9 protein-coding genes are annotated in these 12,952 nt (G+C 37.7%); all 9 read right to left on the bottom strand.

Features of this window, described 5'->3' with window-relative positions; genetic code table 11:
• Positions 1-13 precede the first annotated feature (13 nt).
• The 9 genes from acs to EKM00_RS02475 all read right to left on the bottom strand — a co-directional run bounded on the left by acs (position 14) and on the right by EKM00_RS02475 (position 12,927).
• Positions 14-1,921: an acetate--CoA ligase gene (acs, locus tag EKM00_RS02520; protein ID WP_126458363.1), complete on the bottom strand. Its 1,908-nt coding sequence runs from the start codon at positions 1,919-1,921 to the stop codon at positions 14-16.
• Between the two features lie 15 nt (positions 1,922-1,936).
• The gene (locus EKM00_RS02515; RefSeq protein ID WP_126515121.1) at positions 1,937-3,835 is read right to left on the bottom strand and encodes an AMP-binding protein; all 1,899 of its coding nucleotides are present in this window, start codon (positions 3,833-3,835) and stop codon (positions 1,937-1,939) included.
• A gap of 17 nt (positions 3,836-3,852) precedes the next feature.
• On the bottom strand, positions 3,853-4,215 hold the full coding sequence (locus EKM00_RS02510; RefSeq protein WP_126453872.1) for a response regulator transcription factor: 363 nt from the start codon (positions 4,213-4,215) through the stop codon (positions 3,853-3,855).
• 2 nt (positions 4,216-4,217) lie between these two features.
• The gene (locus tag EKM00_RS02505; protein WP_126515120.1) at positions 4,218-6,923 is read right to left on the bottom strand and encodes an ATP-binding protein; all 2,706 of its coding nucleotides are present in this window, start codon (positions 6,921-6,923) and stop codon (positions 4,218-4,220) included.
• 249 nt (positions 6,924-7,172) lie between these two features.
• Positions 7,173-7,400, bottom strand: coding sequence for a DUF6814 family protein (locus tag EKM00_RS02495; RefSeq protein ID WP_126515119.1), 228 nt, complete (start codon positions 7,398-7,400; stop codon positions 7,173-7,175).
• Positions 7,401-7,411: 11 nt separating this feature from the next.
• Positions 7,412-8,947, bottom strand: coding sequence for an MFS transporter (locus EKM00_RS02490; protein ID WP_126515118.1), 1,536 nt, complete (start codon positions 8,945-8,947; stop codon positions 7,412-7,414).
• 22 nt (positions 8,948-8,969) lie between these two features.
• Positions 8,970-10,349, bottom strand: coding sequence for a porin (locus EKM00_RS02485; RefSeq protein WP_126453862.1), 1,380 nt, complete (start codon positions 10,347-10,349; stop codon positions 8,970-8,972).
• A 102-nt stretch (positions 10,350-10,451) separates the two neighbouring features.
• On the bottom strand, positions 10,452-10,871 hold the full coding sequence (locus EKM00_RS02480) for an IS1/IS1595 family N-terminal zinc-binding domain-containing protein (protein WP_126453860.1): 420 nt from the start codon (positions 10,869-10,871) through the stop codon (positions 10,452-10,454).
• Between the two features lie 298 nt (positions 10,872-11,169).
• Positions 11,170-12,927: a sodium:solute symporter family protein gene (locus EKM00_RS02475; RefSeq protein ID WP_126515117.1), complete on the bottom strand. Its 1,758-nt coding sequence runs from the start codon at positions 12,925-12,927 to the stop codon at positions 11,170-11,172.
• Positions 12,928-12,952 lie beyond the last annotated feature (25 nt).

The following is a 12,952-nucleotide window of genomic DNA, read 5'->3' as shown; positions in this document are numbered from 1 at the left end:
TTATAACTAAATATTAAATTTTACCGTCTTTGATTTCCTCCACAATTTCAGGATTTAACAAGGTTGAGGTATCGCCAAAATTAGAATAATCCCCTTCAGCAATCTTACGCAAAATTCTGCGCATGATTTTTCCGGAACGGGTTTTTGGCAAACCGGAAACAAACTGGATTTTGTCTAATTTGGCAATGGGTCCTATGTGATCGGATATGTGTTGGTTGATCTCTTTACTCAGGTTTTCTCTGTCGCGATATTCTCCGGTTTCTTTTAGAATTACAAAACCATACAACGCATTTCCTTTGATATCATGCGGGAAACCTACAATGGCTGATTCCGCAACAGCAGGATGTTCATTGATGGCATCTTCAATAGGGGCAGTCCCCAGATTGTGTCCGGAAACAATTACTACATCATCTACACGTCCAGTGATTCTGTAATACCCAACCTCGTCACGCAAAGCGCCGTCGCCAGTGAAATATTTACCTGGAAAGGTAGAAAAATAGGTTTCTTTATACCGTTGATGATCGCCCCAAATTGTTCTTGCAATTCCTGGCCAAGGAAATTTAATACACAAACTTCCGGTAACCTGATTCCCTTCTATTTCATTTCGTTTTTCATCCATCAAAACGGGTTGGATTCCCGGTAAAGGTAATGAAGCATAAGTAGGTTTTGTCGGGGTTACAAAGGCAATTGGTGAGATCATAATTCCTCCGGTTTCCGTTTGCCACCACGTATCTACCACAGGACATTTTTTATCGCCTACGTGGTTGTTGTACCAGTGCCATGCTTCCTCATTGATGGGTTCTCCTACAGATCCAATTACTTTCAAAGAGGTCAACTGGTAGCGTTGCACGTATTCGATGCTTTCTTTTGCTAAAGCTCTAATCGCTGTTGGCGCCGTGTAAAACTGGGTAACTTTGTGTTTTTCGATGGTTTGCCAAAAGCGACTGAAATCAGGATAAGACGGAACGCCTTCGAAAATTACGGTCGTAGCTCCGTTCAATAACGGGCCGTAAAGAATATAGGAATGTCCGGTAATCCAGCCAATATCAGCGGTACACCAGAAAATATCATTGTCTTCATAATTAAAAACGTTCTTGAACGTATATGCGGAATACACCATATAACCGGCTGTAGTGTGAACCATTCCTTTTGGTTTTCCTGTTGAACCGGAAGTATAAAGGATGAACAAAGGATCTTCGGCATCCATGATTTCAGCCACATTGTTATTCGAAGCTTGGTCTAAAAGTGGTTGCAGCCATTGGTCACGACCTTCTTTCATGTGGATAGTGGAGTTGATTCTTTTAGCTACTAAAACGTTCTCTACACAAGGGCAATTCAATAAGGCTTCGTCAACGATACTTTTTAAATCGATGGTTTTATTCCCGCGATACCCACCATCTGAAGTGATGACCATTTTACATTCGCTGTCATTGATTCTTGCGGCAACTGCCGAGGCGGAAAATCCTGCAAAAACAACCGAATGGATTGCTCCAATTCTGGCGCAGGCCAGAGTGGTAATCGCTAATTCAGGAATCATGGGTAAATAAATACAAACCCGATCTCCTTTTTGTATGCCTTGCTCCTTTAAGACATTCGCCATTTTGCAAACACGCTCGTATAACTCATTATATGAAATATGCAATGCCTCTTCATTTGGGTCATTCGGTTCAAAAATGATAGCTGTTTTATCTCCTTTTTTAGCAAGATGCCTGTCGATACAGTTTTTTACAATGTTTACTTTGGCATTGGTAAACCATTTTATTTCGGCGTCAGCCATATTGAAATCAACTACTTTATCCCATTGCTGGTACCAAGTAAAATTCTCTGAGGCCACTTTGTCCCAGAATTTTCCCGGTTCACGAATTGATTTTTTGTAATGTTTAAAGTACTCTTCTAGATTATTAATTTTATAGTAACTCATGATTATTGATAAATTTTATATGTTGTTAATTCCTATTTTATACTTTTTTAATGCGGTGATAATTTCTTCCACAATCGATTCGTCGTCAATGGTCGACGGAATTTGGAATTCGGCACCATCTGCAATGTTGCGCAGTAGTTTCCGAAGGGTTTTTCCCGAGCGCGTTTTTGGTAAGCGCGTTACAATAACTACATTTCGTAAAGAAGTGACCGCTCCAATTTGCTGGCGAATCAATTTAATAATTTCTTGCTCCAATTGATAATGCTCTATTGCAATATCTAATTTCGTTACGACCAATGCCAACGGAATTTGTCCTTTCAAATCATCTTGAATTCCAATGACCGCACACTCTGCAACGAATCGGTGGGAAGCAACAACTTCTTCCATTTCAGCTGTAGATAAGCGGTGTCCTGCTACATTGATAACATCATCCGTTCTTCCGGTGATGAAAATATAACCGTCCTCATCTTTATAACCACCATCACCAGATAGATAATAGCCATCAAATTTGCTGAAATAACTGGCTTTAAAACGGGCTTCGTTTTCCCAGATACCCAACATATTTCCCGGAGGCAAAGGTAATTTTATGACAACCAAGCCTTCTTCATTGGCGCTTAATTCGTCACCGTTTTCATTGAAAATCCGAATATCATATCCGCAAACTGCTTTTGTGGCAGAACCGAATTTCACCGGCATTTTTTCAATGCCGAGAGAATTGGCAATCATTGGCCAGCCTGATTCTGTTTGCCACCAATGGTCAATTACAGGAATAGGAATGTGTTGTTGATACCATTCTAAAGTGGCATTATCACAACGTTCGCCCGCCAAAAATTGATTTTTGAGACAACTTAAATCATATTGTTTGATGAATGTTCCATCAGGATCTTCTTTTTTGATAGCTCTAATGGCGGTAGGAGCCGTAAACATAGTGCCCACTTTATGCTCTGAAATTATTCTCCAAAACGTACTCGCATCGGGAGTTTTAATCGGTTTGCCTTCAAAAATTATGGTAGTATTTCGATTTAATAACGGAGCGTAAAGGATGTAGCTATGACCTACTGCCCAACCCATATCTGATGCGGCCCAAAAAGTCTCGCCTTCTTTGACATTATAGATGTATTTCATAGAGAATTTCAATGCCACAGCATATCCACCAGTATCTCTTACAATTCCTTTTGGCTTTCCCGTCGTTCCCGAAGTATACAAAATATAAAGCGGATGATTTGAATTTACAGGAACACAAGGAGTTTCTTCTGAGCCATAAACCAAGGCATCATAATCTACATCATATTTCTTAAACGGAATTCGGGCGCCTAATTTTCTGTTGAAAACGATTACTTTTTTTGGTCGGTGTGAAGCGAGTTCAATAGCTTGATCGACCAAAGGTTTGTACGCAATCAAACGATCCACTTCAATTCCCGAAGAAGCGGTAATAATGGCCCGGGGTTTGCAATCATCGATTCTGATGGCCAATTCATGTGGTGCAAAACCTCCAAAAACAACGGAATGGATTACGCCAATTCTTGCGCAAGCCAACATGGCAAAAGCTGTTTGTGGAATCATGGGCATGTAAATTATTGCGGTGTCGCCTTTTTTTAATCCCAGTGATTGCATGCCTCCTGCGAGTTTTGCAACTTCGGTTTTTACTTCCGAAAAAGTGTATTTTTTTACGGTTTGTGTTACCGGAGAGTCATAAATAAAAGCGACCTGGTCCCCACAGCCATCCTGAATGTGTTTGTCTAACGCCAGGTAACAAATGTTCAATTCGCCATCTTTGTACCAAAGCGGATAGCCATTTTCGTCTTTTGACAAAATTGTCTCCGGTTTGTTGTACCACTCAATTGCATCAGCTTGTTCAGCCCAGAATTTTTCTGGCTGCTCAATGCTTTCCTCATAAATTTCCTTGTATGTCATTGTGTTGAATTTGTTTCTTATTGAATTAATTCATGAACTTGGTCGACTAACTTTTTGATTGAAAAAGGCTTGACTACATATAAATTAGCGCCTAATGAAAGGCCTTTTTCAATGTCCTTTTCCTTGTTTTTTGCCGAAAGGAAAATGACTTTGCAATGCTGCAACCGTTCGTCTTTTTTTATTTGCTCTAATGTGGCATACCCGTCCACCATAGGCATCATGACATCAAGAATAATGACATCCGGAAGTTTATTTTTTAAAATATCCAATGCTTCCTGACCGTCGCGCGCAATGAAAACTTCAAAATTGTTCTTTTTGAAAGTGTACTCTAATGACATTACAATATTTGGTTCGTCATCTACAATTAAAATTTTTTTCATTTTTAATTATTTTCTGTTGTATTATAATTGGGTAATGTAAATACGAATGTGGCGCCTTCAGCGGTATCGTCTTCGGCCCAAATTTTACCTTTGTGATGTTCTATTATTTGTTTGCATATGGCTAAACCCAAGCCGCTTCCTATTGGTTTTTTTACGTTTTGGTTTCGAGATTGATAAAATTTATCAAAAATAGCTTGAAAATCTTCTTTCTTAATTGCCTTGCCGTTGTTGTGTATTTTGACTTCAATATTGTCTTTGTTTTCATGAATGGAAATCACTATTTTCCCGTTTGTCTCAGCGCAGAATTTTATCGCATTGGATACTAAATTGTGAATCACCTGAATGATTCGTTCCTCGTCATAAAAGGCTTTGATCTCTCTTGATTCCTCCTGAAATTCAACATTTATGTTTTTGTTTTTTAGGAGTTGCTGGAGGGAATTCAATGTTTTTTTGATTGTTTTTGAAATGTTGTTTTTAGAGAGGTAAATTTTTTGTTTTCCGGTTTCAAATTTTTCTAAATCCAGAATTTTATCAATTAAACGATTCAAACGATCGGACTCAGAAATGATATTTTGCAAAAACTGTTTTCTCAACTCCTCTGGAATGTCGTCATCATCATGAAGGATTTCGCTTGCCGCACGAATTGCGGTTATTGGCGTTCTCAATTCGTGGGTAACAGTGTCAAGAAATTCATCTTTTTGAATGTCTTTGTTTATTAATTCCAAATTGGCATTTTTGAGTTGTTCGGATATTTTTTTTAATTCATTTGAGGTGTCTGTCAGCTTTTTGTTGATGATGATGTTTTCTTTGGATTCTTCTAAAATTCGCAACACTTCTGGCAGACTGATTTTGTCTTCTTTGACCACGCTTGATATTAATATTTTGGCGGAAGCCGTACCAATGTGTCCCGTCAATAAATTCTCAGCAAATTTTATAAATCGGGCATCGGCGGTGGTGATGTCTTTGTCTATGTTGTATTTCAAATTGAAAATGGTCAGTGCACGTTTTGTTCTTTCTTCCCCTAGAAATCGCTGCAATACTTTTTGAATGTCGGAGATATAGGCCGTTCCTTTCCAAATAAAAGCATTTTCATGATTGGTAATGTATTTGTCGATGTCTACAAACATTTCGGCATAATTGCGTTCCCTGTAATTCCCTTTAAAACTAACGGAAATGGCCAGATAACTCATCAAATTGATTAATAAACTCCAAAAAACGGCATGTGGTATAGGTTCTAAATAATCCAGTCCGAAAAGCTGAAATGGTTTTAGAAGTTCAATTCCCCAAGGGCCTTCTTGAATGAATAAGCTTGTTGATTCGGTTATCCCAATGGCGTAAGGAACTAGAAGGGTATAAAAACAGGTTATAAATCCAAATAAAATCCCTGTTATAGCACCATTTTTTGATCCTCTTTTCCAGAATATGGCACCAAAAAAAGAAGGAGCCAATTGCGCGATTACTACAAAGGCGACAAGTCCTATGGAAACCAAAGAGTAGTCCAGAATAAAAATTCGATAGATAGCATACGCCAGGATAATGAGAGAAAAAATGCCTATTTTCCGACTGATCAAGATGCGTTTGTTGTTTTTTTTCTGGGAATCATTCTCGAGTGAACCTATAAAGCCATAAGGGATTAATAGGTTGTTACTAAGCATAGTGGCGAGCGCAATTGAGGAAACGATTATCATTGAGATCGCTGCCGAAAATCCGCCCAGAAAGACTAAAACCATTACGGTGTTGTTGTTGAAATATTGTGGGATTAACAATGAATAGGTATCGGAATTGAGTCCTTGCCCCTCAAATAAGATGTTTCCTCCCCAAGCAATTGGGAAAACAAAAAGATTAAAAAGCAACAGATAGAGTGGAAAAAGCCAAATGGCTGTTCGAATGTGGCTTTCTTTATTGTTTTCTACGATGGCGGTGTGAAACTGTCTTGGCAATAAAAAAATGGCAAACATAGACAACACACAAAGGAAAAACCAGTTGATTCCGTTTGTAATCCCGCCAATGGTATTTTTTTTGTCAAAATTTTCAAGGACACTCGCTTTTTGATAAATATCATCAAACCCATCAAAAACAAAGAAGGTTACGTAAATGCCAATCATTAAAAAGAAAACTAATTTTAGGATTGATTCCATGGCTACGGCAGTTACAATACCACGTCTTTTTTCGGAAGCATCCACGTAGCGTGTTCCATAATAAGAGGCAAATAATGCCAAAGCAAGACACACATATGTAGTTGTATCCGTAAAGATGTTGTCGCTTGATTGTGTTTTGCTGACAATATGAAAGGTATCTGAAATTGATTTTAGTTGTAGTGAAATATAAGGAAGTATCCCAATAACACAAACCATGGTGACTAATGCTCCAAGAAATCTACTGTTTCCGTATCGTAAAGAAATAAAATCTGCTATACTGGAGATTTTATTTACTCTCGAAATTCGGATAATTCTCTTTAGGATGATCATCCACGTTGGTATAATAATAATAGGTCCTAAATAAATAGGTAAATAGGCTAGTCCTGTTTCTGCTGCGACTCCTATACTGCCATAATAGGTCCAAGCAGTACAATATACTGCCAATGAAAAAGAATAGACATACGGATTGTTAGTCCATTTAGAATGTCTTCTTTTTTCAGACCAATGCGCTATGTAAAATAAAATGGAGACATAAAGCGCTAAAATCAGTAAAACCCCTACGCTATTCATAATATCTTTTTATGATTAAGTAGGTTATAGCGATTGAAAATAGCCATGCCGAAAAAATGTAGAGGTAAATTAGGGGTAAACCAAAAATAGGTTTAGAACTGTCAAATAATAGCAAAAGCGGAATATTCAATGCTAATAAGATTAACACTGAGAGTATAACCAGCTTTTGTTCATGTCTTTTTTTCATTGTAAAAAAATAAACAATCTCTGCAAAAAAATGCAGAGATTGTTTTTAAGGAATGCATTTAATTAATCGTTTTTTTCATCGTAATCTCCCATTAAGGAGAAGTACCCAAAGGTTCCCAATCCTAAAACAATTAGTGGGGTGAGTATGAATAGGATGATAATCCCGAATACTAAATCCTCTTGTTTACCGGACATAAATTTGGGCAATCCGAAAGTGAAGATGCAAAAATAGGCTGCAGCAGCTGCTAATGCAATCCAAACTAATCCTAAAATTCTTTTTATTTGATTCATAGCTGTGTTTTTTAAATGTGAGCGTTTTTGTCTTTATTTTTAATGTAAACCATTCCAATTACAAAGCTGATAGCAGCAATAACAATTGGATACCAAAGTCCTTCGAGGTAAAATTCCGGATTCCCGCCTTCTTTTGCATTTATAACAAAATAGGTTGAAATGGCAGGAAGCAGTCCTCCAAAAATTCCATTTCCTACGTGGTATGGCAACGACATAGACGTATATCTAATTTTTACAGGGAACATCTCTACAAGGAAAGCCGCAATTGGACCATATACCATTGTAACAAATATGACCTGAACGAAGACTAGAAATATTAACGACCATTCGTCAGCAGTTGTAATTTTGATTGTTGTTTTGGTGTCTACTTTTGGTTTGCCATCTACAACCATCGCCATTCCGTTTTCTAAATGTACGGTTTTTATTTCTTGAAAAGTAGTTCCATCCGCATACTCTTTACTGGTGGTGTAAATTGAGTCCATGGTTTGCTTCTTGTTCTCTTTCAGCTCCGCGATTAGCGTTGTTTTTTCTACCATTTCCGTTTTATTGGCTATCGAGGTAGTTTCGTACATACTTTTATAAATAGGTCTGTATAATATGATGGCTAACAACATCCCACCCATCATGATGTATTTTCGGCCTATTTTATCACTTAACCAACCAAAAAGAATGAAAAATGGAGTACCAAGCATTAATGCAATTCCCAGTAAAGTGTCAACTTGTGACGAATCAATAGCCATTACTGTTTTCATGAAATTCATGGCATAGAATTGACCGGTGTACCAAACGACCCCTTGGCCCATAGTAGCTCCAAATAAAGCTAATAAAACAAATTTCAAATTGTAACGATTTCCAAAACTTTCTTTCAATGGATTGGTACTAGTTTTTCCTTCCGCTTTTGCTTTAGCAAAAACAGGAGATTCATCCATATTTTTTCTAATTAAATAAGAAACGCCAACCATGATGATAGATACCCAGAACGGAACTCTCCATCCCCATTCGTCAAATTGCTCTGGCGTAAGGATATTTCGGGTGGCTAAAATCACCATCAAAGAGATGAATAAACCCACTGTTGCCGTAGTTTGAATCCACGAAGTCCAGTAGCCTCTTTGTCCTACAGGGGCATGCTCTGCTACGTATGTCGCGGCTCCGCCATATTCACCACCCAAAGCAAGACCTTGTAATAAACGAAGAATTAATACTAATAAAGGAGCCATAAATCCAATGGTTTCATAACTCGGAATACAACCTATCAAGAAGGTAGCACCACCCATTAAAAGTAAAGTAACCATGAAGGTGTATTTCCGCCCAATTAAATCTCCTAATCTTCCAAAGAAAAGGGCTCCAAATGGTCTAACTACAAACCCTGCTGCAAATGTTGCCAAAGTTGACAGGAAAGCAGCTGTTGGATTATCCGAAGGGAAAAATTTAGTTGAAATTACAACTGCTAAACTTCCAAAGATGTAAAAGTCATACCATTCGATCATGGTACCCATTGAGGATGCGGAAATAACTTTCCAAATTCCTTTTGTTGATTTTTCTTTCATGTATTGTTATTTTTAAAATTGATTATAGATAAATTTGAAGTTGTACTATGAAGTCTCCTAATGATCCTGAGCGGTTTGTTAGAGAGGTGTATACGGGTCTAGTTGAATATTGTGCCGTTATTTTGGCATGGTGTCCATCTATGAAAAAGTTAGATCCTACATCAAACTGTGTGCTTGATTGTTCCAAAGCATCAAAGTTTTTATAGGTAACAGCACCGAAAGGCTGGATACGAATTTTAGGTTTCGCTTCTTTACATGGCAATAAAACACCTGCTTGTGTGTACCAAATATTTCCAGATCCCATCGTTGGCTGTGCATTTCCAGCTCCCGCTATAGCTCTACTCCCTGTGAAATTTGGATCTACTGAGCCAATATTCATAATCCCAACATTACGCAAATAATTAGGACCAAAATCATAATCATATAGTACACTGTACGCTGTAACGGCCATTTTGTTTTCTTTTTTTCCAATAGGCATATCAAGAAAAACATCGGCAGAGAAAAGTTTGATGTCATGTTTGTTGATCGTGCTGTTTACAGAAGTTTTTGTGGCATCAGGTGCAGTGTAAAAACCAGCACCAATGTTGAATACTTTTTTAGTTCCTAAATAGCTACCTACTTTAAAAGGCAATACATTGGCTTCTTGATCTAAAAATTGATACTCAAAATAACCCGCTTTAGACCATTTTGTATTTCCGCTATTGTCAACCGCTACTGCATTATCGGCCACTGTTACATTAGTAGGAACTAAATTTGTAGCATACGGTTTATTATAACTCATTCTATATTCTAACTTACCGTATTTTCCTTTAGCGAATAAACCTACTTGTCTGGCAAACTGATCGGAGTTCTCTATTAAAGGCCAGTTAAAAATAGGGGCGTCTATGGTTAAGAAGTTTAGCGTTGAAGCCATCGTAAGTCTAGACAATCCCATGTAGTAGTGCAATCCAGCTCCGAGGGTAAAACTAAATTTCTTATCTTTTTCTGGTAATACAACTGCATATTCATTCCATGCGTCATGAAAGAATAAGCCAGGTTTTTTTCCGGCACCGTAGCCACCAGTACCTGAGGATCCTGCTGCGCCACCGTTAATAAAAGTTTGGTTGTTGATTCCAAAATGGGTTAAGATCATGTATCTTTTGGATACTTGAGCATAAGCTAGAAAACGCAAACGTCGATTACCAATGTCGGTTGCGGTTGAAGTTGCTTCGCCGCCAATCATTGTTCCTGGATTCATCGCAGAGGAACGCATCCAGATCTGGTTCCATGCAATTACCCGCATGAATTTGGAACCGTCTTCGTTCAGGTTAAATTTCAATCCAGCGCCATAGTCAGTAGAGCCTTGTGAAAAACTTTTTAGCGACAATAATAATAGTGCCGCGATAAAAAATATTTTTTTCATAAATAAAATTTTGGTTATTAAATGGTTGGTTAATAAAGTGCCAAATTGAGTTATTTAATTCTAGAAAAAAATTTTGATATATTTTTATGTAAAGAGATATAGTTAGTCCTTGAATCGTTCCCATTTTATGAGCATAAACTTGTCTCCCAATTCAGTAATGATCATGCCTGCTCCGGATAACAATTGTTTATTTTTGAGATATTCCACTAGTTCTAAGTGGCTAAAAATCTTATAAGTAGGGTGGTAATTTGCATGCGAAGGTTTTTTGATGTTAAAGGACTTTACCCAATTGCTGATCGTAACATGTGAAACGCCCAGAATACGCTCTATTTCCCGAAAACTGAGTCCTTCCAGATACAGCTGTAAAGCCTTGGTAACATAGTAATCATCAATCTTTTTTCCTATTTTATTTACCGTAAAAAAATACTTGCATTTTTTGCATAAGTACCTTTGTTTACTGTTGATTATGCCACTTTTTATTATCTGATTGTTTTGGCATTTAGGACAGCTTAAAATCTCCATATATATAAATTTTGCATAAATATAGTAATTTAGCAACAATTTAAAAATGAATTGTGTTAAAAAAATAGATTTATTTTACACACTATTTATTTTTATTGGTGAATGCTTTAATTATAAGTAGATAATTGCAGTTTTATGTAAAGCAGTTTTTAGAAAGTAGAAGTTTATTGGGTGTTAAAAATTAAATAGGGTTTGCCTCTTTGTAGCAATTTTTTTTAGACAAAAATATCTTTGGTAGTAAATAAAAAGCGCTATTCTATCCGAAGAAAAGCGCTTTTTATTGGTGTTAAAATTGGTTTTAATGTGAGGAGGCTTCACCAACACCTGAAGGAATTCGGATGTTTTCTACAATTTCCTGAACTTCCAAGGGTGGCTCCGGTGTAAAACTATTGATAATAAAAGCAACAATGAAATTGGCTAACATAGCGATTGTACCAAAACCCTCTGGAGAAATGCCAAACCACCAGCCGTCTTTTAATCCGGAAACAGCGTCTTGTCCGCCATCGAAAATTCCAAATTTGAATTTCAGCATATAAAAAAGCATCAAAAGCATTCCTACTATCATTCCTCCAATAGCGCCCTCTTTGTTCATTTTTTTGTGAAAAATACCCAGAATAATAGCTGGAAAAAAGGAGGCTGCAGCTAAGCCAAAGGCTAATGCAACGACGGCTGCGACGAATCCGGGTGGATGTATTCCAAAATAACCTGCAATAACTACTGCTACGGTTGCAGCTCCCCTGGCTGCCCATAATTCGGCTTTTTCTGAGATGTTAGGGTTGATCATTTTCTTGATCAAATCATGTGAAATCGAGGATGAAATAACCAATAATAAACCTGCAGCCGTTGATAAGGCTGCGGCCAAAGCACCCGCCGCAACCAGAGCAATAACCCAATCCGGTAAATTGGCAATTTCCGGATTTGCCAATACCATAATGTCATTATCAATTTTTAGCTCACTTCCCTTTAAGCCTTTTGCGTCGGCAGTGGCCAGAAAAACAAGATCTTTTGATTGATCATTATAGTACTGAATTACTCCATCTCCATTTTTATCATCAAATATTAATAAACCTGTTTTTTCCCAATTGCTAAACCATTCCGGCATACTGGCATATTCTTTATTGTTTACGGTTTCTAATAAATTAGTTTTAGCAAAAACAGAAATTGCTGGTGCGGTGGTATACAATATTGCAATGAGTAGCAAGGCTAGACCTGCTGATTTTCTGGCATCCTTTACATTTTTTACAGTAAAGAAACGCACAATAACATGCGGCAAACCTGCTGTTCCAGCCATTAATGCTAGTGTGATTGCAAAAATATCAATCACTGATTTCGTTCCGCTGGTGTATTCCGCAAAACCCAATTCAGTAGAGAGGCCGTTTAATTTGTCCAGTAAATAAGTGCCTGATCCGTCATTAATAGTTCCTCCCATTCCTAATTGCGGAATTGCATTTCCTGTCATTTGAATCGATATGAAAATAGCAGGCACCATGAAAGCAAAGATCAAAACGCAATATTGCGCAACTTGAGTATACGTAATTCCTTTCATCCCACCCAAAACAGCATAAAATAAAACGATTACCATTCCAATTATAACGCCAGTGTCAATTTCAACTTCGAGAAATCGGGAGAAAACTACTCCAACGCCTCTCATTTGTCCGGCTACATAAGTAAAAGACACGATTAAAGCACAAATTACGGCTACCGTCCGGGCGGTATTCGAATAATAGCGTTCCCCGATAAAATCAGGTACTGTAAATTTCCCGAATTTTCTCAGATAAGGAGCCAGTAATAATGCCAATAGCACATAGCCACCCGTCCACCCCATCAGGTAAACGGCGCCGTCATATCCTGAAAAAGAAATAATTCCGGCCATGGATATAAAAGAGGCGGCACTCATCCAGTCAGCCGCAGTAGCCATTCCGTTAGCCAAAGGGGAAACCCCTCCTCCTGCAATGTAAAATTCTTTAGTAGAGCCTGCTCTGCTCCAAATGGCTATGCCAATGTAAAGCGCAAATGATATACCTACTATGATGTAGGTCCAAATTTGTACATTCATATTTAGTAATTTTAAGATTAAATAA

This window comes from Flavobacterium sp. RSP15, from assembly GCF_003968755.1.
Classification (GTDB): Bacteria; Bacteroidota; Bacteroidia; order Flavobacteriales; family Flavobacteriaceae; genus Flavobacterium.
The sequence above is the reverse complement of the archived record's forward strand: the minus strand, read 5'-3'. Positions and strand labels throughout refer to the sequence as shown.

Excerpts from the sequence above, each read along its gene's own strand:
- EKM00_RS02515 (WP_126515121.1), bottom strand. The coding sequence starts at position 3,835 with ATGACATACAAGGAAATTTATGAGGAAAGCATTGAGCAGCCAGAAAAA.
- EKM00_RS02510 (WP_126453872.1), bottom strand. The coding sequence starts at position 4,215 with ATGAAAAAAATTTTAATTGTAGATGACGAACCAAATATTGTAATGTCA.
- EKM00_RS02495 (WP_126515119.1), bottom strand. The coding sequence starts at position 7,400 with ATGAATCAAATAAAAAGAATTTTAGGATTAGTTTGGATTGCATTAGCA.
- EKM00_RS02505 (WP_126515120.1), bottom strand. The coding sequence starts at position 6,923 with ATGAATAGCGTAGGGGTTTTACTGATTTTAGCGCTTTATGTCTCCATT.
- EKM00_RS02490 (WP_126515118.1), bottom strand. The coding sequence starts at position 8,947 with ATGAAAGAAAAATCAACAAAAGGAATTTGGAAAGTTATTTCCGCATCC.
- EKM00_RS02480 (WP_126453860.1), bottom strand. The coding sequence starts at position 10,871 with ATGGAGATTTTAAGCTGTCCTAAATGCCAAAACAATCAGATAATAAAA.
- acs (WP_126458363.1), bottom strand. The coding sequence starts at position 1,921 with ATGAGTTACTATAAAATTAATAATCTAGAAGAGTACTTTAAACATTAC.
- EKM00_RS02475 (WP_126515117.1), bottom strand. The coding sequence starts at position 12,927 with ATGAATGTACAAATTTGGACCTACATCATAGTAGGTATATCATTTGCG.
- EKM00_RS02485 (WP_126453862.1), bottom strand. The coding sequence starts at position 10,349 with ATGAAAAAAATATTTTTTATCGCGGCACTATTATTATTGTCGCTAAAA.